This window comes from Streptomyces sp. NPDC045431, assembly GCF_040646655.1.
In the GTDB taxonomy this organism is placed as follows: domain Bacteria; phylum Actinomycetota; class Actinomycetes; order Streptomycetales; family Streptomycetaceae; genus Streptomyces.
In genome coordinates, this window is record NZ_JBEZAQ010000006.1 from 155555 (window position 1) to 177747 (window position 22193).

13 protein-coding genes and 1 pseudogene are annotated in these 22193 nt (G+C 73.2%); 7 read left to right on the forward strand and 7 right to left on the reverse strand.

The annotated features are described in order from the left end of the window. Positions 1-461 precede the first annotated feature (461 nt). From AB0A69_RS16140 to AB0A69_RS16155, 4 genes and pseudogenes are all read right to left on the reverse strand, one after another. Positions 462-1205, reverse strand: a pseudogene (locus tag AB0A69_RS16140) (serine/threonine-protein kinase); the annotation flags it as partial. A gap of 99 nt (positions 1206-1304) precedes the next feature. After that, the gene (locus AB0A69_RS16145; protein ID WP_361421193.1) at positions 1305-3035 is read right to left on the reverse strand and encodes a serine/threonine-protein kinase; all 1731 of its coding nucleotides are present in this window, start codon (positions 3033-3035) and stop codon (positions 1305-1307) included. Between the two features lie 123 nt (positions 3036-3158). After that, positions 3159-5666: a protein kinase gene (locus AB0A69_RS16150; protein ID WP_361421196.1), complete on the reverse strand. Its 2508-nt coding sequence runs from the start codon at positions 5664-5666 to the stop codon at positions 3159-3161. Positions 5667-5801: 135 nt separating this feature from the next. Then, the gene (locus tag AB0A69_RS16155; RefSeq protein ID WP_361421199.1) at positions 5802-8417 is read right to left on the reverse strand and encodes a serine/threonine-protein kinase; all 2616 of its coding nucleotides are present in this window, start codon (positions 8415-8417) and stop codon (positions 5802-5804) included. 160 nt (positions 8418-8577) lie between these two features. Here AB0A69_RS16155 and AB0A69_RS16160 point away from each other — a divergent pair, with 160 nt between their 5' ends. Then, on the forward strand, positions 8578-9657 hold the full coding sequence (locus AB0A69_RS16160; protein WP_361421202.1) for a serine hydrolase domain-containing protein: 1080 nt from the start codon (positions 8578-8580) through the stop codon (positions 9655-9657). On the opposite strand, the gene AB0A69_RS16165 is transcribed toward AB0A69_RS16160, so the two are convergent. Then, positions 9654-11360 (reverse strand): glycerol-3-phosphate dehydrogenase/oxidase, encoded by a 1707-nt coding sequence (locus tag AB0A69_RS16165; protein ID WP_361421205.1) that lies wholly within the window; start codon positions 11358-11360, stop codon positions 9654-9656. The two genes, AB0A69_RS16160 and AB0A69_RS16165, sit on opposite strands and share 4 nt — an antisense overlap. 223 nt (positions 11361-11583) lie before the next feature. Between AB0A69_RS16165 and AB0A69_RS16170 the strand changes: the two genes are divergently transcribed. From AB0A69_RS16170 to AB0A69_RS16195, 6 genes are all read left to right on the forward strand, one after another. Continuing rightward, entirely contained in the window at positions 11584-12825 is a 1242-nt protein-coding gene (locus AB0A69_RS16170) for a nucleotide sugar dehydrogenase (protein WP_361421208.1), read from the forward strand. 169 nt (positions 12826-12994) lie between these two features. Beyond that, a complete protein-coding gene (locus AB0A69_RS16175) occupies positions 12995-14341 on the forward strand; it encodes a glycosyl hydrolase (protein WP_361421211.1) in 1347 nt (448 codons plus the stop codon). Between the two features lie 122 nt (positions 14342-14463). Continuing rightward, a complete protein-coding gene (locus AB0A69_RS16180; RefSeq protein ID WP_361421214.1) occupies positions 14464-15234 on the forward strand; it encodes a hypothetical protein in 771 nt (256 codons plus the stop codon). A 68-nt stretch (positions 15235-15302) separates the two neighbouring features. Beyond that, positions 15303-16751, forward strand: coding sequence for a glycosyltransferase family 2 protein (locus tag AB0A69_RS16185; RefSeq protein WP_361421217.1), 1449 nt, complete (start codon positions 15303-15305; stop codon positions 16749-16751). Between the two features lie 117 nt (positions 16752-16868). Continuing rightward, the gene (locus AB0A69_RS16190) at positions 16869-18113 is read left to right on the forward strand and encodes a hypothetical protein (protein WP_361421220.1); all 1245 of its coding nucleotides are present in this window, start codon (positions 16869-16871) and stop codon (positions 18111-18113) included. Positions 18114-18146: 33 nt separating this feature from the next. After that, positions 18147-19241, forward strand: coding sequence for an NDP-sugar synthase (locus AB0A69_RS16195; protein WP_361421223.1), 1095 nt, complete (start codon positions 18147-18149; stop codon positions 19239-19241). Positions 19242-19388: 147 nt separating this feature from the next. Here the strand turns inward: AB0A69_RS16195 and AB0A69_RS16200 are convergent, their stop codons facing one another. Together AB0A69_RS16200 and guaB are read right to left on the reverse strand one after the other, a co-directional pair. Then, on the reverse strand, positions 19389-20513 hold the full coding sequence (locus AB0A69_RS16200; protein ID WP_361421226.1) for a GuaB3 family IMP dehydrogenase-related protein: 1125 nt from the start codon (positions 20511-20513) through the stop codon (positions 19389-19391). 117 nt (positions 20514-20630) lie between these two features. Then, positions 20631-22133, reverse strand: a complete 1503-nt coding sequence (guaB, locus tag AB0A69_RS16205; protein WP_361421229.1) for an IMP dehydrogenase — start codon at positions 22131-22133, stop codon at positions 20631-20633. Positions 22134-22193 lie beyond the last annotated feature (60 nt).

Below are 22193 nucleotides of genomic sequence, written 5' to 3' on the forward strand. Positions count from 1 at the left end.
GGTGACCCGCCGGAGGTGCCGGAGCCCGGTACGGCAGGCGCCCTACCGGAGCCACCGGAGCCGTCGGCGCCGGCCGGGGCAGGGGCCCCTCCCTCACCGTCGGCGCCGTCGGCCCCGCTCGAACCCGGCGAGACGGCGGGGCCGCCCGAGTCACCCGGGCCACCGGCGTCGCCCGAGCCGCCCGGCGTCTGCCGGAAGGGCCGGGGTGGCCAGTGGAGCAGTTCCGACCGCTGAGCCCTCTCGGACCGCCCCTCGGACCGTCCCTCGGACCGTCCCGCCGAACCCTCCGGCCCCTCCGACCCCTCCGACCCCCGGGACCGCTCACGAGCACGCTGCGACCTCTGCGCCCGCTGCGCCCACCTGCTCCGGGTCCGCGCGGTTCCGTCCTCCGCCGCCTCGTCCCGCGCCCGGGCGTGGCCCGGTTCCGGAGGCCGCTCGGCCGGTGGCGGCGGCTCGTACAGCGGGGTCGTCCCCGTCGCCAGGTAGGTCCTCAGCAACCGCTCCGCCTCCGCCACGCCGATCCTGCGCTCCGGGTCGCGCTCCAGCAACCCGCGTACCAGCGGCATCAGCGGCCCGGCCGCCGCCGGGTGCCGGACCTCCTCCTCCACGACCGCGTGCAGCACCCCGCCCAACGAGTCGCGGTGGAAGGGCGACTGGCCGGTCAGCGCCGCGCACAGCAGCGCGCCCAGCGACCACAGGTCCGTCTCGGGGCCCGCCTGCGCGCCCTGCATCCGCTCCGGAGCGGTGTACTCGGGGGAGCCGACGAACATCCCCGCCTCCGTGAGCGTCGTCGCCCCCGCGAGGTGCGCGATGCCGAAGTCGGTGAGGACGACCCGCCCGGTGCCGTCCTCCAGCAGGACGTTGGCGGGCTTGAGGTCCCGGTGCAGCACCCCGAGCGCGTGCGCGGCGCGCAGCGCGCCCAGCAGCGCGAGGCCGATGCGCGCCGCCTCGGGCGGGTCGACGGGGCCGCGTACCGCGAGCAGTTCGGCGAGCGAGAGTCCCTCGACGAGCTCCATCACGATGTACGGGGTGCCGTCCTCCTCGACCACGTCGTGGACGCAGATGACGTTCGGGTGGTGGACGCGGGCGACGGCGCGCGCCTCACGCAGCGAGGAGTGGGGGGTGGCGCCGGCGTCGACGTGGATCTCCTTGACGGCCACCCGGCGGCCGAGGAGTTCGTCGTACGCCCGCCAGACGGTCCCCATGCCACCGCGGCCGAGCCGGGATTCCAAACGGTAACGATCGGCGATCCGCCGCTGCTGCCCCAGTCCGGACACGGCACATCCCCTCTGCTCGCGCCGAGGTCACTCCTCGGCGGGACGCCAGCCGCGCAGCACGATGTCGAACTGCTTCCGAGTGGTCGCCCAGTCCTCGGCCGGGGACGACATGTACAGCGCGTACTCGGTTCCGTCGTCCGCGTAGTACACCTGGTCGATCGCGCGTCGCTCCCCCGCGTGTTCCTTGGTCTCCACCCAGGTGAACTCCCACAGACAGGATTCCAGTTGATCACGGAACGTGTTCGTTTGCAGCTGCTTCCGTGCATACTGTGGCAGCCGTTTCCGCAGGCTCTTCTCGATGTCGCTCATGTGCAGGCACGGCGTCTCGAAGTCCGGCGCCGGGTCCTTGCTGATCCGGATGAGGTGGCGGCCGTTGTCAGGGGTGTAGTCGATCTGGTCCCCCTCCATGCGCCGCTCCCAGCCCTCGGGCACAAAAAGGCTGAAACCTTCCGGGTCCTTGACGCGTTCCCAGCCGTCCGGGACGGCCGTCGGCAGCGCGCGGTCGGGGCGGCTGCCGCCGTCGTCCCCGTACCGCGTCACGGCGAAGCCGGCGGCGCTGCCGACGACGGCGGCGAGGACGACGACGAGGGCGGCCGCACGCCAACGGCGTCCGGCGCCCCTTTCCGCGACCGCGGCGGTGGCGGCTGCGCTTTCCCGGGCGGTCTTCGGGGCGGGCGCGGACGAGGCGGAACCGGCTGACGCAGACGGCCCAGAGGGCCCAGAGGACCCGGAGACCCCAAAGGCCCCAGAGGACCCAGCGGCCCCAGACGACGCGGAGGACCCGGAGGACCCGGAGGTCTCCTCACCCGGCCGCCCGTCCACCCTGGTGGGCGCGTCGTCCCGGTCCGCCGTCGCCGCGGCGCGGTCCGCCTCGTCGACGCGCCGCGTCGGCACGTACGCCTGGGCGGCGGCCGGGGTGCGGCCCTCCATGGCCTCCAGCAGCATCCGTTCGGTCTCGGCGGCGTCGGGGCGGTCCGCCGGGTCCTTGCGCAGCAGCGCGGTGATGACGGGGGCGAGCGGTCCGGCGTGCTCGGCGGGCGGCTGCTCCTCCGTCACGACGGCCTGCATGGTGCTGATGGGGGAAGAGCGGCGGAAGGGCGAGACGCCCTCGACCGCCGCGTACAGCGTGGCGCCCAGCGACCACAGGTCGGAGGCCGGGCCGGGGGAACCGCCCCGTACCCGCTCGGGCGCCAGGTAGTCGATGGAGCCGACGAGTTCCCCGGTACGGGTGATGGTCGCGTCGCCCTCGATGGCGGCGATCCCGAAGTCGGTGAGCAGCACGCGGCCGTCGCGGGCCAGCAGGACGTTGCCGGGCTTGACGTCCCGGTGGAGCACTCCGGCGGCGTGGGCGGCACGCAGCGCATTCACCACGTGCATGCCGATACGGGCCGCCTCACGCGCTTCGATACGGCGGTTTTCGGCCTCCTTGGCGGCGTCGGCGAGGGAGGGCCCGTCGACGTACTGCATCACGATCCAGGGCCGGTCGTCGTGCTCCAGGACGTCGTGGACGGTGACGACGCCGGGGTGGCTGATGCGGGCGGCGGCGCGTGCTTCCTTCTGCGTACGGGCGTGGAGGACGATCCGGTCCGCCTCCGACGCGTAACGGCCCGCCGTCAGTTCCTTGACGGCGACGGTCCTGTGGAGGAGCTCGTCATGGGCCCGCCATACCTTGCCCATGCCACCGCGGCCGATGGATTCGGCCAATCTGTAACGCCCGGCCAATACCAGACCCTTGGCCGTTTCCTCAGAGTGTTCCACTTGCCCCCGCCCATTGCTCAGGAGGCCAAGGTTACGGAGGGTGGCGACCGGCGGGGAACCTCGGGGCCACCACGGAGACCGCACCGTGATGCGTGCGGCCGCCGTGCCGGTCCCCGGTGGGGCTCAGCGGGTGGCGCGGTAGGCGGTGACGGCCTGTTCGTAGACCTCGTTGACCTTGTCGCGCTGGCCGTCCGGGCCGATGACCTGGATGACGTGGTAGCGGTCGCCGACGATGAGGGCGAGGTTGCGGACGTACACCTCACGGTTGTTGACGTCCTGCCAGGTGAACTGGCCCTCCGCCATGACCTGCTGCCCGACGTCGACGCGGCGCATGCCGGTGACGGAGGACCAGGAGGAGTCCCGCCAGGGCTGCAGCTCGCGCTCCTTGGTGCGCTGGTACTCCATCGGGTCGGCCCCGTTGGCCCGCACGGTGTCGCGGCCGGGGACGACGATCAGGGTGTAGTCGCCGTTCGTGTAGCGCACTTGACCGACGTCGTTGATGGGGCTGCGGCGCCAGTCCTTGGGGACGCCTATGCGGAAGCCCTCGGGGTCCTCCCGGAGCGTGTAGCCGGCGGCGAGGGCGGGGGTGGTCGGGGTGACGGCGTTGGGAGAGGGGGCGGGGGTGGTGGGGGTCGGCGTGGGCGTGGGCGCCGGCTGCCCGGTCTGACCGTCCTGCCCGGTCTGCCGGGGCGCGGTGGGCCGGGGCGCCGCACCCTGCCGCTGCCGCTCCTGGGGCTCGGCCTTGGGCATGAACAGCACGGCGTACGCGATGGCGGCCGCGAGCGCGGCCAGGATGAGCAGCAGGAGGGTACGGCCGAGCGCACGCGGGCGCCGGGCGCCGTCCTGGTGCCCCTTGGGCGCTCTCGCCGGGCGCGGCTCGCGGCTCGCCGCCCTGGGCTTCTTGTGGCGGTGGCGGCCGTGGCCCGCCTGCTCGACCGTGCCCGCGCGGCCGCGGCGCCTGCGGACGAGCTCGCCGCGTCGGCGTACGACCGGCAGGCGCGCGCTGTCGACCGGGACGGACGGCATGGGGACGACGCCGACGCCCGCGTCGGGCTCGGGCGCGGAGCGGATGAGCGAGCGCAGCCAGCCGCGCAGCTCCTCGAAGTCGGGGCGCTCGGTGGGGTCCTGGCGCAGCAGCGACTCGACGACCGGGCGCAGCGGGCCGCACTCCTCCGCGTACGCGGGCGGTTCGGCGCACACCAGCTGCACCAGCTCGGCGGCGCTCTCCTCGGGGTACGGGGCATGCCCCTGGACCGCGCGGTAGAGCAGCGCCCCGAGCGCCCACAGGTCGGTGGCGGGGCCGATGGGCGGGGCCAGCTGCCAGGTCCCGTGGACGGGCCCGGCCTGCTCGGGCGCCCACCGCTCGGTCACGGCCCCGACGACGGCGATCCGGGCCTGGCGGGCGCGCTCGGCGGCGAGGGGGGTGGCCGGGCCCCGGTAGGGGGTGTCGGGGCGGCTGCCCGCGACGACGTCGTCCCAGCGGCCGGCGGGCGCGGAGGCGTGCCCGGGCTCGGGCGCGGAGGCGTGCCCGGGCTCGGGCGCGGGTACGGGCTCGGGCCGCACGGGCTCCTGCGAGGACCGGGGCACGGGCACGCGGCCGCCGCCGGCCGGTACGGGTCCGGTGGCGCCGGGGCCGTCGTGCCAGGTGCCCGTCAGCAGGGCGCGCGGCGCCTCGCCGCCGTACGCGTCGTGGTCTTCGAGGTCGTCGAGGTCGTCGAGGTCCTCGTCGTACAGCGCCGCATGGGCCTGGTGGGGCTCGTAGCCGGGCGGCAGCGTGCCGCCGGGGGGCAACGCGACGGCACCGGCCTCGTGGGCGCGGCTCGCGGCGGCCGCCCCGGCCCGGTACGCGGCGATGGCCCCGGCGCGCACGGCGCGCGGGTCCGCCGCGGAGGCGCCGGCCGGGTCCACGCCGTACGGCCGCGTGCCGTACGGCAGCCCGGGCTCGGCGCCCGGAGTCGGCCCGGGGGCTTCCGGGGCGTCCGCGAGCTCCGTTTCGTCGTCGTCCTCGTCGTCCTCGTCGTCCGGTACGGGGACCGGCGCGTACCCGCACAGGGCCTCTTCGGCGGCGCCGGCCGCCAGGCCCGTCAGGATGACACGCCCGTCGTCGCAGACCAGCACCGTACGCGCGGTGATGTTGCGGTGGACCCAGCCGTGCGCGTGCAGGGCGCGCAGCGCGGTGAGCACGTCCGAGGCGATCTCGGCCGCCCGGTACGGACTCAGCGGTTCCTCGGCGAGCAGCGCGGCCAGCGGGCGGGCCGGCACGAGCTCGCTCACTATCCACAGGGAGCCGGCCTCCGTGAACACGTCGAAGACCTGGTCCAGGCGCGGGTGATCCGGGATCTGCGCCGCGGCCTGGGCGGCCTCGACGGCCCGCCGTACGGCAGGATCACCGGGCCGCCGGGTGGCCCGGCCGGGCGCCCCACGCCGCGGCGCCGCCGCGTACCCCGGCGGTGTGCCGTCGGCGTCGAGCACCTCGGCCTCGACGACCTCCGGCAACGGCAGTTGCCGGACCAGCACCTCCTGGCCGCTGTAGGTGTCGAAGGCGCGGGTCTCGACGAGGTCGTACTCGTCCGAGGGCGGCAAGGGCAGGCGGTAGCGGTCGGCGAGCACCCTCCCCGCGTAGTCCTCCACGACGCCTCCCCACGAGCGCGCTGTCCCCCCGGTCCGCCAGGCCGTGCGGAACCGTCAAAACCGGTCAGTACCCGTACCGTTAACTACCCAATCGGCTTCGTACGGTCCTCGCGCTCTCACGATACGTGGCCCCGGTCAGTCCTTGGGGCGGAACGTCGCGAACGCCGTCTTGCGCAGCGTGGTGCACTCCGCTCCGTTCCACTCGCTGGACTTGCAGGTGATCATGATCGAGTAGCCGTGCTTGGCGTCGACCTTGAAGCCCCTGTTGAGCACCCATACCCGCTCACCGCCCTGATTGCGCTCGAACTGCCAGTCGGCGGCGGTGGGGTAGCCGTTGTAGTCGACCTTCTCGATGCCGTGGTGCTTGTAGCCGTTGCTGGTGGCCGAGACGGCGCCCACGGCCGCGGCCCAGGCGCTGGCGGCGTCGTCCTTGGGGCTGGCGTTGAAGTCGACCTGGACGCGCGGGAACCCGCCGTTCGCGCTGAATATCCCGCCGGAGTTCTGCCCGGCTATGCCCGTCATGCGGAAGGTGGAGGGCATGGCCATGGAGAAGTGGAAGCGGTCGTTCGTGACCATGGTGTAGCCGGGCGGGAGGGCCGCGCCGTTGCCGGTCCCGCCGGTGGACTGGCCGGTGCCGGTGCTGGTGCCGGTTCCCGTGCTCGTACCGGTGCCGGTGCTCGTGCCGGTGTTCGTGCCGGTGCCCCCGCCCTGGGCGCCCTGGGTGGCGTCCTGGCCACCGGTGGCCGGCTGCTGTCCGCCCTGCCCCTTGCCGCCGTCCTCGCCCTGGTCCCCGCCGGTGGCCCCCGCGGACGCGGTCGTACCGCCCTGCGGCTTGCCCTGCCCGCCGGTGCCCTTCCCGTCGTCGCCGCCGAGCGCGAAGGCCAGCACGACGGCCACCACCGCGAGCACGACCACGACCGCGATGACCACGAGCGTGCGGCGCGGCACCACGTCGGTGAGCGGCGCCCGCACCGGTGCCTGCGGCTTCTGCTCCGCCGCCGGCCCGGGCCGGGGCGCGGGCTCCGGCTTGGTCGCCGCGTTGCGTACGGAGCGCAGCGCCCCGCGCATCCGCTCGGCCGCCGCGTCGGCCGCCTCCTTGCCCTTCGCCGCGGCCGAGGGCGCGGGCGGCAGCGGCACCACGCGGGTGGCCTCCGGCGACGGCTCCGGGGCCGGAGGCGCCACCGACGGCTCGGGTGTGTGGATCACGTCGTTGAGCAGCACCCGCGCGCCCGCGTCGTCGAGCCGCTTCTCGGGGTCCTTGTGCAGGAGGCCGTAGATGACCTCCTCCAGCCGGCCCGCGTTCTGCGGCGGGTCGAGCTGCTCGGTCATCACGGCGGTCAGCGTCGCGATGGCGGAGCCCTTGTCGTACGGCGGGCAGCCCTCCACGCACGCGTACAGCAGGCCGCCGAGCGACCACATGTCCGCCGCGGGGCCCGGCTTGTGGCCACGGGCGCGCTCGGGCGAGATGTACGAGGGGGCGCCGACGAGCATGCCCGTCGAGGTGATGGACGGGTCCCCTTCGACCTGGGCGATGCCGAAGTCGGTGAGGACGACGCGCCCGTCGTCGGCGATGAGCACGTTGGACGGCTTCACGTCGCGGTGGAGGATGCCCTCGCGGTGCGCGGAGCGCAGGACGTCGAGGATGGCGAGGCCGACCTCGGCCGCGCGCTTCGGCGTGAGCACGCCGTCCTCGCGGATGACGTCGGCGAGCGACTTGCCCTCGATGAGCTCCATGACGATCCAGGGGCGGTCGTCCTCGTCGACGACGTCGTAGACCGTCACCGCGCCGTTGTTGCGGATCCGCGCGATGGCCTTGGCCTCGCGCAGGGTGCGCGTGATGAGGCGGCGCTTCTCCTCCTCGTCGATGCTGTTGGGGAAACGCAGCTCCTTGACGGCGACGGTCCGGCCGAGGGTCTCGTCGACGGCCCGCCAGACGGTGCCCATGCCGCCGCGGCCGAGCACGGCACCGAGCCGGTACCGGCCGGCCAGGAGGCGGCCCTCGGCCGTCTTGGCGACCGTACCCGCCGAGCGTCCGGCCGCCGCACCGGTCGTGCGGCCTGCCGCCTCGCCGGAGGCGGAGGTGCCCTTCTTGTCCGCGTCACCGGGCTGCCGGGCTCCCGGCACCGACGGCTTGCGTGCGGCGGCCGCGGACGCCGGGGGCTCGGCCGCGGACGCGGACGCTCCGCCCGGTTCCGCCGGCTTGTCGGCCCGCGAGGGCTCCGAGCCCTCCGAGCGCTCCGAGGACCGCGCGGGCCGGGAAGGCCCGGTGGGCTTGGCGTCGTCGTCCGCCGCGCCCGACCGTGCGGCGGGGACCGCCGCACGGGCCTCGGGCGTGGTACCGCTCTTCACCCGCGCCGCTCCGGCTTCCGCTTCCGCTTCCGCTTCGGCTCCGGCTTCCGCTTGGGCGGTTCCATTCCGCTTCACGTCCTGTCCGACGCCCGACTCCACGGCCGCACCCTTGCCCGTCTCGACACCCGGCTTCACGTCCGGCCCGTCCTCCGCTCCGGCCTCCGGACCGGCCTCCCGACCGGCCTCCCGGCCGTCATCCGACCCGCCGCTCCGGCTCTTTCCCGCACCGTCGTCGACCGCGCCGCCTTCGGCCACACCGTCGTCGACCGCGCCGTCGGCCCGGCCGTCGACGGTGCCTCCGGCCTGCCCGTCATCCGGCTTGACGTCCGCTTCGGCGCCCGGCTTCGCTTCGTCCCGCTGAGGTTTCCGCGCCGCGCCCCGCGACTGCTCCGCTTCCGACATGCGTCCCCTCTGCGATCCCTGATCCTCGCCCGCGCCTGCCGCTTCCCGCGCGATGCGGTAACCCGCCCTGGAAGAGCGTCCATTGTCCCTCACTCCGGGACCGGCGGTTCTTCCGGGTCCGCCGTGCGTCAGGATGGCCCCGGAGGAAGGGACCCGGACCATGCCAACGCCCTGGAAGCGAAGCGCCGTCGTCGTGGCGGCGGTCCTGCTCGCGCTGGGCGCGCGGCCCCTCTCCCCGGAGCCGGACCCCGTGCCCGACTCCCTCGTCCTCCAGCGGTTCGTGTCGGAAGGTCACGCGCCCGCCGCCGCCCTGTTGTCCGCTTCACCACGCTCCTCCCGTTTCCAGGCCACTGGTCCGGACATCGACCGTGCGGACCACTTCCGCGCGGGCAGCATCACCAAGACGTTCATCGCGACGGTGGTCCTCCAGCTCGGCGCCGAACGGCGGTTGCGCCTGGACGACCCGGTGGCACGCCATCTGCCCGGACTGCTGCCCGGCCCTCTGGGCCGCCGCGTCACCCTGCGCGCCCTGCTGACGCACACCAGCGGCATCCCGGACTACGCCACCGCCGCGGGCCCCGCACCGGCCCGCCCGGCGGACGCCGTCCGCAGCGCCCTGGCCCGCCCACCACGACCACCGGGCTCGTACGCGTACTCGAACACCAACTACGCCCTGCTGGGCATGGTGGTCGAGCGGGTCACCGGCCGCTCCTACGCGGACGAGACCCGGCGCCGCATCATCAACCCCCTTCGCCTCACAGGCACCTCGTTCCCCGGCGCCCGGACCGCACTCCCCGCCCCGCACGGCCGCGCGTACGACGCGCGGGGCCATGACGTGACCGCCCTCGACGCGCGCCACGCGGGCGCGGCCGGCGAGCTGATCAGCACGCTCGACGACCTGAACCGCTTCTACGCCGCCCTCCTCGGCGGCCGCCTGCTCCCCTCGCCCCAGCTGCGCGAACTGCTCGACACCCGCCCGTCCCACGGGGCGTACGGCATGGGCGTCTACCCGGTCACCCTGTCCTGCGGCATCACCGTGTGGGGACACAACGGGCACATCACCGGGAGTTACGTCCGTACCGCCGCGACCACAGACGGCCGACGCACCCTCACCTTCCGGGTCAACACGGACACTCTCGCGGCCGGGACGCTCCCCGCCCTGGAACCGGCGCTCCTGGAGGCCGAGTTCTGCGCGCGCCCGCCGGTCGACCGCCCGCCGGTCGACCGCCCACCGGGCTAGATCGGCACGATGTCCGGTGCGCCGAGCCGTGCCGCGTCCGCCGTCAGGTCGTCCGGCTGCCGCTGCGACTCGCGCTCCGCCTCGACCCGCTTGTCGTAGTGCTCCACCTCCTTGTCGACGTGGTCCCGGTCCCAGCCGAGCACCGGCGCCATCAGCTCCGCGCACTCCCGCGCGCTGCGCGTGCCCCGGTCGAAGGTCTCGATGGAGATCCGGGTCCGCCGGGTCAGCACGTCGTCCAGGTGCCGCGCCCCCTCGTGCGACGCCGCGTAGACGATCTCGGCACGCAGGTAGTCGTCGGCCGCCGCCAGCGGCGCTCCGAGCGAGGGATCGGCGGCTATCAGCTCCAGCACCTCCTCCACCAGGGAGCCGTACCGGTTCAACAGGTGCTCCACGCGCGCCACGTGAAGGCCCGTCCGGGCCGCGATGCGCGCCCGCGCGTTCCACAGCGCGCGGTAGCCCTCGGCGCCGAGCAGTGGCACATCCTCGGTGACGCAGGCCGCCACCCGCGTGTCGAGCGCGTGCACCGCCTCGTCGACGGCGTCCTTGGCCATCACCCGGTACGTCGTGTACTTGCCGCCCGCCACGACGACCAGGCCCGGCACCGGGTGCGCCACCGTGTGCTCGCGCGACAGCTTGCTCGTGGCGTCCGACTCGCCGGCCAGCAGCGGCCGCAGCCCGGCGTACACGCCCTCCACGTCGTCCCGGGTGAGCGGCACCGCCAGCACGCTGTTGACGTGCTCCAGCAGGTAGTCGATGTCGGCGCTGGAGGCCGCGGGGTGCGCCTTGTCGAGGTCCCAGCCGGTGTCGGTGGTGCCGATGATCCAGTGGCGGCCCCAGGGGATCACGAAGAGCACGGACTTCTCCGTGCGCAGGATCAGCCCGGTGCTCGAGTGGATCCGGTCCTTGGGCACGACGAGGTGGATGCCCTTCGACGCCCGTACGTGGAACTGCCCCCTCTCCCCGATCAGCGCCTGGGTGTCGTCCGTCCACACGCCCGTCGCGTTGACGATCTGCTTGGCGCGGACCTCGTACTCCCCGCCCGATTCCACGTCCTGCACCCGGGCACCGACGACGCGCTCCCCCTCGCGCAGGAACCCGACGACCCGGGCCCGGCTGGCGACCCGGGCGCCGTAGCTCGCGGCCGTCCGCACCAGGGTGGTGACGAAGCGGGCGTCGTCCATCTGGGCGTCGTAGTACTGCAACGCGCCCACCAGGGCGTCCTTGCGCAGCGCCGGCGCCACCCGCAGCGCGTGCCGCCGCGTCAGATGCCGGTGTACGGGCAGCCCGCGCCCGTGCCCGGAGGAGACCGACATCGCGTCGTACAGCGCGACGCCCGACCCGGCATAGAGCCGCTCCCAGCCCTTGTGCTTCAGCGGGTAGAGGAAGGGCACCGGCTTGACCAGGTGCGGTGCGAGCCGCTCCAGCAGCAGCCCGCGCTCCTTCAGCGCCTCGCGGACGAGCGCGAAGTCCAGCATCTCGAGATAGCGCAGCCCGCCGTGGATGAGCTTGCTGGAGCGGCTCGACGTGCCGGACGCCCAGTCGCGCGCCTCCACCAGCCCGGTCGCGAGCCCGCGGGTCGCCGCGTCGAGGGCGGTCCCGGCGCCGACCACTCCGCCGCCGACCACCAGCACGTCCAGCTCACCCTCGGCCATGCCCGCCAGCGCCTCGGCGCGCTCCGCGGGTCCCAGTGTCGCTGTCCTCACCGCTGCCTCCCGTCGTCCCCCCGTGTGGTCGGGCCCACAGCTTCGATTCTGTCCCCGCGCTCCGACTTCAGCCACCGCCTGTGGACAACACTCGGACGTCCAAACGCTGGCAATGCCACATAACGGTCATATTTACGCCTAGTCTGACATTGCTCCCGCTCGTTCTGTCCACAGGACTTGCACAACGCGTCCACTCCGGCTACGGGAAAGGACGGCATCACCCATGCCCGCAGACCTCGCCGTCATCGGCCTCGGCCACCTCGGACTGCCCCTCGCCCAAGCCGCCACAGCAGCCGGTATCGGCACCATCGGCTTCGACACCGATCCCCGCCCCGTCGCGGAGCTCGCCGCCGGCCGCCCCCCGGTCGACGGCTCGCTGACCGCGTCCGAGATCCGCCGGATGCTCTCGGGGGGCTTCCGGCCCACCACGAACCCCACCGAGCTCGGCCGGGTCCGCACCGCCGTCATCTGCGCGCCCACCCCGCTCGGCGCCGACCAGGCCCTGGACCTGACCGCCGTCACCGGCGCCGCCCGCGCCCTGGCCGCCCGGCTGCGCCCGCACACCACCGTCCTGCTGGAATCCCCGGTGCACCCCGGCACCACCGAGGACGTCCTGCGCCCGCTGCTCGAAGAGGGCTCCGGGCTGCGAGCCGGCCGCGACTTCCACCTGGCGTACTCGCCCGGCCGCCTCGACCCCGGCAACCGCGCGCACGACTACGCCCACATCCCCAAGGTCATCGGTGGCCTCACCCCCGCCTGCACCGAGTCGGCCGCCGCCTTCTACGGCCGCCTCACCGACAAGGTCGTCCGCGCCCGCGGGCCGCGCGAGGCGGAGACCGTCAAGCTGCTGGAGACCAACTTCCGCCACGTCAACATCGCCCTGGTCAACGAGATGGCCGTCCTCTGCCACGACCTCGGCGTCGACCTGTGGGACGTCATCCGGTGCGCCGAGACCAAGCCCTTCGGCTTCCAGGCCTTCCGCCCGGGCCCCGGAGTCGGCGGCCACGGCACACCCGTCGACACCATCGGCCCCCACCGGCCGCTGCGCCTGGTCGAACTGGCGACGCGCATCAACGAACGGATGCCGCAGTACGTCATCCAGCGCTGCGCCACCCTCCTCAACGAGCACGGCAAGTCGGCGCGCGGCGCGCGCGTGCTGCTGCTCGGCATCACGTACAAGCCGGACCTGGCCGACCAGGAGGGCTCCCCCGCCACCGAGATCGCCCGCCGCCTGATGGACATGGGGGCGGTGGTCAGCTATCACGACCCGTACGTGGCCGACTGGCGCGTCCGCGACCTGCCGGTGCCCCGCGCGGACTCGCTCTACGAGGCGGCCGCCGCCGCGGACCTGACGATCCTGCTCCAGCACCACCGTACGTACGACCTCCAGGGGCTGGCGGTGAAGGCCCAGCTCCTCCTGGACACCCGCGGGGTCACCCCGGTTGGGGCGGCACACCGCCTCTGAGCGGTGCCTGTTGGGCCGGACGGGTGACGGTCGAGCAGGGCCCGCCCCACCTGACACCCCGCGTAACGAAGACCTCACGGCCAATCCGTACAACTTTTCCCCAACGTGGTCCGTCTGAGTGCAAGATGCGGGAAAGGCTTGCGCGCATACCGGAGGGGGGTCCTCGCACATGAAACGCCGTACCGTGCTCGTCGGCGGCGCCGGCGCCGCCGGCACGCTCGCCGGAGTGGCGGCCTTCAGCACCTCCCGGGCCCCCGCGGCGAAGGACTTACGGCCGCAGAGCGACCTGACGGGCAGGGACCCGGCGGCCACCCCCGCCGCCCGCGCCGTCTACGGCTTATTAGCCGCCCTGGAGGCCGACGCGCGGGCAGGCCGCCCCAGGGGCACGGTCATCGGCCAGCACGTCGAGCTCCACAACGAGCGGTACAACCCGCGCTACGGCGACCACCAGGGCGTCAAACCCGCCGGGTACTACTACCGCAAGCCCCGCGACATCACCGGCGAACTGCCCGGCTTCGTCGAAGTGGACCTCGGACCGGGCTATCAGGAGGCCGACTGGGGCGTCGGCGAGCCCCGCTCCTACTCACGCGCCGCCTGGCCCGCGCGCCGCGCCCACTGGACGTACACGAACGACGCCGTCGACCTCGCCATGGGCGTCTGGCACGGCCTCCCCCGCACCCCCGACGGCTCCTACAACCGGGACGGCAGGGAGCGCCGGTGGGACGGCACCCGCGGCGCCCTGCCCCACAACGGCGGAGCACCCGCCGGACTGGTCGGGATGTCCTTCCACCAGCCGTGGCCCGGCAGCCCGGTCAAGAGCTTCGACCACACCATGCGGCGCGCCTCCCCGGCCGCCCGCGACGCGGGCTGGATCGACCGGGTGATCACCCCCGGCACCGCCGAACACCGGGCCCTGCTGCTCGACCTCTCCTTCCTCGCGGACCACCTCGGCTACCTCGCCGCCCATGACGTCCCCGTACTGCTGCGCCCGTACCACGAGATGAACGCGCTCGGCGGGGACCGCGGCTTCTGGTGGTCGGGGTTGCGCCCGGAGCAGTACGCCGCGCTGTGGCGCACGCTCCACGACTACCTGGTGGGCTCCCGCGGCCTGCACAACCTGATCTTCGTCTGGGCACCGTCCGCGTGGGACGGGGTCCACGGCAGCGAGCCGTGGGACCACTTCCCCGGGGCCGAGTACGTCGACGTGGTGGGCGTCGACGACTACAGCGGCACCCCGGACCAGCCCTTCGGCCCGGACTCCTGGACCAGCAGGTGGCACCGGGACCTCGCCCGATACGGCAAGCCGCGCGTGCTCGCGGAGTCCTTCCACGTGCCCCTGGGCGTGCGCCGGCGCGACACGTTGCGGGACGCGCCCTGGGTGCTGTGGACGGTCTGGGGGGACGGACTGACCGCCCGGAACGCGCCGGAGGACGTCAAGGCGACGTACGGCGCACCGTCGGTGCTCACCGGCGGCAGCGGCGGCCCCGTCGACTGGGGGGCGCTGCACCGCCGCTGACCGTACGGCACGACACGACGCCACACGAGACCGCACGAGACCGCACGGCACAGCACGACACGTCAGGACACACGAGTTCGGCCGGGGTGACCACTCCGGACCGGGGGACGAACGGGAGTCACGTGACCGCCTCACTGTTACGGGAACAGCGGCAACAGCCCCTGCCGCGCGCGTACCGCGCGGCCGCCTGGACGGCCCTCGCCTGGGCGGGCGTCCTGCTGGTCTGGGCCGCCTACAACTGCTTCTGGCAGGTGGGACCCGCGGAGTTCCTGCAGGGCGTCTTCTACTACGGATTCAACGACGGTTCCGGCCGCGCCGAGACGTTCAACCTCAACTGGGCGGTCGTCTACCTGGCGGCGGGGCTGCTGATCCTGAAGGGCAACGCCCTGGGGCGCGGACTGGCCGTCGGGGTGGCCCTGGTGGAGGGCTACAACCGGCTGCGCAGCCTCACCGGTGCGCTCCTGGACGACCAGCAGAGCGACTGGTTCACGGGCACCCTCCAGGGCCAGCTGAAGCTGGTCACGTTCGCGGCGGGCTTCCTGGTCACCGCGGCACTCACCGTCCTCCTCGTCCGGGGGCGGGAGGCGCACCAGCCGTGGCAGCCGCCCGCCAACCCGTGGACCCGGCAGGCCCAGGCCGCCCAGCAGTCGGCTCAGCAGTCGGTTCCGCACTCGGTTCAGCAGTCCGCCCAGGCGTACCCGCAGCAGGGCCCTCCGCCGGCCGCGCCGCAGCCGTACCACCCCGGGCCCCAGGCCGCGCCGCACACCCCGCAGCCGTACGGGAACGCCGTACCGCCCGTACCACCGGGCTGGCCGCAGCAGGACGCGCGGCAGGGGCCGCCACAGGGCCCGCCCTACGGCGCACCGCGCCCGCCGCAGCCGCCGCAGGGGTGACTCCGTAGCGAGCCCGTAGCGCCCCCGTCCCGTCACGCATGCAACGCACCGGAGAGAGACCCTTCCTCATGTCTTCGACCGCCGTACGCAGCGCGGTGACCCCGTCCCGCCTCGACGCCAGGATGGCGAAGCGGCATGCCAAGTGGAAACCGAGCGTCCTGGCATTCCTGCTTCCCTTCCTCTGCCTGCTCGCCTTCGGCCTGTGGGTCTTCGAACCGAACCCCTCCCCGCTCGGCTGGACCCTCTCGGTCATCTGGTCGCTGCCGGCCATCGGCGTGATGGTCGGCTTCCAGGGCGTCCTGCTCATCCGCCGCCGGGTGCGCCGCGCCCATGAGATGACCCCGCCGGCGCCCGTGGAGCAGGACTCCCTGATCGTGCTGGTCCCGACCATCGGCCGCCACGACACCTACCCGGCCCTGGAGAGGTCGGTCCTCAGCTACGTCGAGCACCTCCCGGCGTACTTCCCGCACCTGCGGGTCGACGTGCTGACCGAGGAGGGCTGCGAGGCCGCCGCCCGCATCGACGCGCTCGCCGCCTCCCACCCGCTCATCCGGGTCGTCGCCGTCCCCAAGGCGTACGAGACGCCCAACGGCACCCGCTTCAAGGCACGGGCCAACCACTACGCGCACGAGCTGCGGATCGGCGAGGGCGAGGCGCTCGACGACGTGTGGGTCCTGCACATGGACGACGACACCGGGGTCGGTCCGGACACGGCGGCGGCCCTCGCCCAGTTCGTCAACCGCCAGCGGCGCGCCGGCGACCAGGCCAAGCACATGGCGCAGGGCATCCTGGCGTACCCGCGGGAGAACGCCGTCAACCGGTTCACCTGGCTCGCCGACGCCGTCCGCCCCGCCGACGACATCGCACGGTTCCGGGCCTTCACCGGTCTCGGCACCCCCGTCGCCGGCGTCCACGGGGAGCTGCTGCTGTTACGCGCCTCCATAGAGGCGACCATCGGCTGGGACTTCGGCCCCAAGGCGATCGTGGAGGACGCGCAGCTGGCGCTGACCTTCTGCCGTACGTACCCCGGCCGCAGCGACTGGTTCAACGGCCGCTGCTACGGCGCTTCGCCCGCCACCACGCGGGACTTCGTCAAGCAGCGGGAGCGGTGGGCGTGGGGGCTGGTGGCGCTCTGCTTCAACCGGACCATACCGCTGCGCTACCGCTGGTTCCTGATGCTGTGCATGGTCAGCTGGGTCCTCGGCCCGCTCCAGCACGTGGCGACGGTGCTCTTCGTGGCCTGGCTGGTCGGGGACTTCAACACCTCTCCGGTCACCCAGTCCGTGGTGGTGATGTGGTCGCTGAGCTTCGCCTATGTGATCTGGACGTACTGGGAGGGGCTGCGGCTCAACGCCCTGGTCTCGTTCAACGGCAAGCGCGCCTGGTGGGAGCCGTTCGCGGTGCTTGCGCTCATCCCGGTCTTCTCGGTGATGGAGGGGCTCGGCGGCCTGCGCGGGCTCATCAAGTTCCTCCGTCGCGAGGAGAACAAGTTCGTCGTCATCGCCAAGCCCGCATAGCGTTCGGAAACCCAGATGAGCCCCATGAGACCCATGAGTCGCATGAATCCCGTGAGTTCCTCGAGCCCCGCAACACGGAAGCAGCGTTCCAGGATCCCCCTCCTCGCCGTGTTCCCGGTGACGGTGACCGTTCTGGTCGTCGGCGCGCCCCTCGTGGTGGGTGACCACCCGGTGCGCTGGGAGGCCGGCGACCCGGTCCCCAGGATCGTGGTCGGCGACGACTCCGCACCACCGTCCGTACGGCCCGAACCGCCCTCCTCCCGGGAGGGGTCCCGGAAGAACGCCTCCCCCGCGCGCGTGGCCCGGCCGTGGCGGCCCGGCATGCCGCAGTGGGGCGTCCAGGTCTACTGGGAGGACAAGGCGTCCCACAGCGACGCGTACATCGCCGCGAAGGCCGCCGAACAGGCCGACTACCTCGTGGGCCTGAAGGCCAACTCGGTGGCCGTCTCCTTCCCGCTCTACACGGAGGGGCGTACGTCCAGCGTGCTGAAGGCGGGCGTCCACACGCCGAGCCCGGGGCATCTGGCCATCGTCCTGGAGACCTTCCGCAAGGCGGGTCTGCGCACCACGGTCCGCCCCCTCCTGGACGAGAAGTCGCTGGACCCGCCCGAGGGCTGGCGGGGCAACATCGCCCCGTCGAGCCGCTCGGCCTGGTTCGCCTCCTACGAACGCTTCCTGGGCCCCTACCTGGACGTGGCGGAGGGCGAGAAGGCGGCGACGTTCGTCATCGGCACGGAGCTGAACTCCATGGAGGGCGCGCAGGGCTGGAAGGCCCTGGTGGAGTCGGCCGAGAAGCGGTTCTCGGGGGAGATCTCGTACGACGCCAACTGGGACAGTTACGTGGCCGGGCGGGTCGACGTGCCGGTCACCCACCTCGGCGTCGACGCGTACTTCCCCGTGAAGGTGTCCGACGACGCGTCCGTCGAGCAGCTGGCCGCCGGCTGGAACACCTGGCTGGACAAGAAGGCCGAGGGCCCCCTGCCCCGCGTGGTGCTGACCGAGGCGGGCATCGCCGCGATGGACGGCGCGTACCACGCCCCCGGCGACTTCTACACCACGCGCGAGGTCAACACGGCCGTCCAGGCCAACTGGTACACGGCCGTCTGCCGGGTGGTCCAGGAGCGCCGGATGGGCGGCGTCTACTGGTGGTCGGTCTACTTCGACGACGACCCGAGGACCCCGCCCACGGACGAGGAGTCCCGGCTGAACTTCGCCGGCCGCGCGAAGACGGAGGAAGCCATCCGTTCGTGCTTCGGCTCCGCCTATCCAGGCCCAGGCCCAGGGACCGGGACGGGGACCGGCACCGGGACCGGGACCGGGACCGGAAGCCGTTCCGGTCCGGACACCACCCCCGCACCATGACCCTTCGGAACAGCAGAAAGGGGTGAGCCCGCGATGAGTGAGGCCATCCTCCTGGTCGGCGGCAAGGGCACGCGATTACGGCCCCTGACCACCCACACCCCCAAGCCCCTCCTGAGGGTCGCGGGCGTCCCCCTCCTCACCCACCAGCTGGCCCGCGCGGCGGCGGCCGGAGTGACCCGGCTCGTCCTCGCCACGTCGTACCTCGCCGAGCTGTTCGAGGCGGAGTACGGCGACGGCTCCGCGCTCGGCCTGGAGCTGGTGTACGCGACGGAACCGGAGCCCCTGGGCACGGGCGGCGCCATCCGCAACGCCGCCGCGCTCCTGACGAGCGGCCCCCGGGAGCCGGTCTTCGTCTTCAACGGCGACATCCTCTCCGGCGTGGACCTCGCCGCCCTGCGCACCGCCCACCTGGCCTCGGGGGCGGCCGTCACACTGCACCTGACCCGGGTCGCGGACCCGCGCGCGTTCGGGCTCGTACCGACCGACGCGGAGGGGCGGGTGACGGCCTTCCTGGAGAAGCCCGGCCCGGCGGAGCGGATCACCACGGACCAGATCAACGCGGGCTGCTACGTCTTCACCCGCGCGGTGATCGACACGATCCCCACCGGGCGGGAGGTGTCGGTGGAACAGGAGACGTTTCCCGGCCTGCTCGCCGCCGGTGTCCCCCTGCACGGCGTGGTCGACTCCGGCTACTGGCTGGACCTGGGCACGCCGCAGGCCTTCGTACGCGGCTCCGCCGACCTGGTCACCGGCGCGGTCGCCTCACCCGCGCTCCCGGGCCCGGCCGGTGACGCGCTCGTCCTGCCGGGCGCCCTGGTGGACCCGGCCGCGGTGCTCAGCGGCGGCACCGTGGTGTGCGAGGGGGCCGTCCTGGCGGCCGAGGCGGTCGTGGAGGGCAGCGTGCTGCTGCCGGGCGCCCGGATAGCCGGCGGCGCCCTGGTGCACCGCTCCGTGGTCGGCGAAGGCGCCTCGATCGGCGCGGACACCACCCTGCGGGACACGGTCGTCGGCGCCCGCGCGGCCGTCGGCCCGGACAACGAGCTCGTCCCCGGGCTGCGGATCGGCTGCGGCGTCACGCTCCCGCCGGCCGCCATCCGCACCTCCGCGGCGCCGTCGCTCCTCTCCTAGGACCGCGCGGACAGGACCGTATGGACAAGCCGTCCGCGGAGAGGACCGTACGCGGACAGGACCGTACGCGGACGGGACCGTTACGCGGACGGGGCCCGCACCGGCGCTCGGTGCGGGCCCCGTCGCGCGAAGGCGCGGGGGAAGCGGTCAGCGGCTGTGCTGGGCGTCCGCGACCGTCACCTCGACACGCTGGAACTCCTTGAGCTCGCTGTAGCCGGTCGTGGCCATCGCGCGGCGCAGGGCGCCGAAGAAGTTCATCGACCCGTCCGGCGAGTGCGAGGGACCGGTGAGGATCTCCTCCGTCGAGCCGACCGCACCGAGGTCCACCAGCTTGCCGCGCGGCACGTCCTCGTGGACGGCCTCCATGCCCCAGTGGCGGCCCTTGCCCGGCGCGTCCGTCGCGCGGGCCAGCGGGGAGCCCACCATCACCGCGTCGGCGCCGCACGCGATCGCCTTGGGCAGGTCGCCGGACCAGCCGACGCCGCCGTCCGCGATGACGTGGACGTACCGGCCGCCGGACTCGTCCATGTAGTCGCGGCGGGCGGCCGCGACGTCCGCGACGGCGGTCGCCATCGGGACCTGGATGCCCAGGACGTTGCGCGTGGTGTGCGCGGCGCCGCCGCCGAAGCCCACCAGGACGCCCGCCGCGCCCGTGCGCATCAGGTGCAGGGCGGCGGTGTACGTGGCGCAGCCGCCGACGATGACCGGGACGTCCAGCTCGTAGATGAACTGCTTCAGGTTCAGCGGCTCGGCCGCGCCGGAGACGTGCTCGGCGGAGACGGTGGTGCCGCGGATGACGAAGAGGTCGACACCGGCGTCCACCACGGCCTTGGAGAACTGCGCCGTGCGCTGCGGGGAGAGCGCGGCCGCGGTGACCACGCCCGCGTCGCGCACCTCCTTGATGCGCCGCCCGATCAGCTCCTCCTGGATCGGGGCCGCGTAGATCTCCTGCAGACGGCGGGTCGCGGTCTCGGCCGGCAGCTCGGCGATCTCGTCGAGCAGCGGCTGCGGGTCCTCGTAGCGGGTCCACAGGCCCTCGAGGTTCAGGACGCCGAGGCCGCCGAGCCGCCCGATGCGGATGGCGGTCTCGGGCGAGACCACCGAGTCCATGGGGGCGGCCAGGAACGGCAGCTCGAAACGGTAGGCATCGATCTGCCAGGCGATCGAGACCTCCTTCGGGTCCCGGGTGCGCCGGCTCGGTACGACGGCGATGTCGTCGAACGCGTACGCCCTGCGGCCGCGCTTGCCGCGCCCGATCTCGATCTCAGTCACGATGTGTGGCCTTTCCCTCTACGTCTGCGCCTACCAGTATCCCCGACACACGCGGGAGGGGCGGTTCCGGCCGTATCCCGGAACCGCCCCTCACGCGCGTACGCCTGATTCCCGCTGCTACTTCCTGCTGTAGTTCGGCGCCTCGACGGTCATCTGGATGTCGTGCGGGTGGCTCTCCTTGAGGCCCGCCGACGTGATCCGGACGAACTTGCCGCGCTCCTGGAGCTCGGGGACCGTGCGCCCGCCGACGTAGAACATCGACTGGCGCAGGCCGCCGACCAGCTGGTGGACGACCGCGGAGAGCGGGCCGCGGAAGGGCACCTGACCCTCGATGCCCTCGGGGACCAGCTTCTCGTCGGAGGCGACGCCCTCCTGGAAGTACCGGTCCTTGGAGAAGGACCGCTGCTCGCCACGGGACTGCATGGCGCCGAGCGAGCCCATGCCGCGGTACGACTTGAACTGCTTGCCGTTGATGAACATCAGCTCGCCCGGCGACTCCTCGCAGCCCGCGAGCAGCGAGCCGAGCATCACCGTGTCGGCGCCGGCGACCAGGGCCTTGGCGATGTCGCCCGAGTACTGCAGGCCGCCGTCGCCGATGACCGGGACACCGGCCGCGCGGGCGGCCAGGGAGGCCTCGTAGATGGCGGTGACCTGCGGGACGCCGATGCCGGCGACGACGCGGGTGGTGCAGATGGAGCCGGGGCCGACGCCGACCTTGATGCCGTCGACACCGGCGTCGACGAGCGCCTGGGCGCCGTCGCGGGTGGCGACGTTGCCGCCGATGACGTCCACCGAGGAGTTCGACTTGATCTTGGCGACCATGTCGCCGACCAGCCGGGAGTGACCGTGGGCGGTGTCGACGACGATGAAGTCGACGCCCGCCTCGATCAGCGCCTGGGCGCGCTCGTACGCGTCGCCCGCGACACCGACGGCGGCGCCGACGATCAGCCGGCCTTCCTTGTCCTTCGCGGCGTTCGGGTACTTCTCCGCCTTGACGAAGTCCTTGACCGTGATGAGGCCCTTGAGGATGCCGGAATCGTCGACGAGCGGCAGCTTCTCGATCTTGTGGCGGCGCAGCAGCTCCATGGCGTCGACGCCGGAGATGCCGACCTTGCCGGTGACCAGCGGCATGGGGGTCATGACGTCGCGCACCTGCTGGTGGCGGTCGGTCTCGAAGGCCATGTCGCGGTTGGTGACGATGCCGAGGAGCTTGCCCGCCGGGTCGGTGACCGGGACGCCGCTGATGCGGAACTTCGCACAGATCGCGTCGGCCTCGGCGAGGGTGGCCTCCGGGCGGACCGTGATCGGGTCGGTGACCATGCCGGACTCGGAGCGCTTCACCAGGTCGACCTGGTTGGCCTGGTCGGCGATGGAGAGGTTGCGGTGGAGGACACCGACGCCGCCCTGACGGGCCATGGCGATGGCCATGCGGGACTCGGTGACCTTGTCCATCGCCGCGGACAGCAGCGGGATGTTCACCCGTACGTTCTTGGAGATGTACGAGGAAGTGTCGATCTGGTCGGGCGCCATGTCCGACGCGCCCGGCAGCAGCAGCACGTCGTCGTAGGTCAGCCCGAGTGTCGCGAATTTCTCGGGCACTCCGTCGACGTTGGCAGTCATGACACCTTCCCCAAATGGCCTTGATCGGTGCGGATGTCCATGCTAACGGGCTGAGCGCGT

Excerpts from the sequence above, each read along its gene's own strand:
- AB0A69_RS16195 (WP_361421223.1), top strand. The coding sequence starts at position 18,147 with ATGAGTGAGGCCATCCTCCTGGTCGGCGGCAAGGGCACGCGATTACGG.
- AB0A69_RS16175 (WP_361421211.1), top strand. The coding sequence starts at position 12,995 with ATGAAACGCCGTACCGTGCTCGTCGGCGGCGCCGGCGCCGCCGGCACG.
- AB0A69_RS16155 (WP_361421199.1), bottom strand. The coding sequence starts at position 8,417 with ATGTCGGAAGCGGAGCAGTCGCGGGGCGCGGCGCGGAAACCTCAGCGG.
- AB0A69_RS16160 (WP_361421202.1), top strand. The coding sequence starts at position 8,578 with ATGCCAACGCCCTGGAAGCGAAGCGCCGTCGTCGTGGCGGCGGTCCTG.
- guaB (WP_361421229.1), bottom strand. The coding sequence starts at position 22,133 with ATGACTGCCAACGTCGACGGAGTGCCCGAGAAATTCGCGACACTCGGG.
- AB0A69_RS16185 (WP_361421217.1), top strand. The coding sequence starts at position 15,303 with ATGTCTTCGACCGCCGTACGCAGCGCGGTGACCCCGTCCCGCCTCGAC.
- AB0A69_RS16170 (WP_361421208.1), top strand. The coding sequence starts at position 11,584 with ATGCCCGCAGACCTCGCCGTCATCGGCCTCGGCCACCTCGGACTGCCC.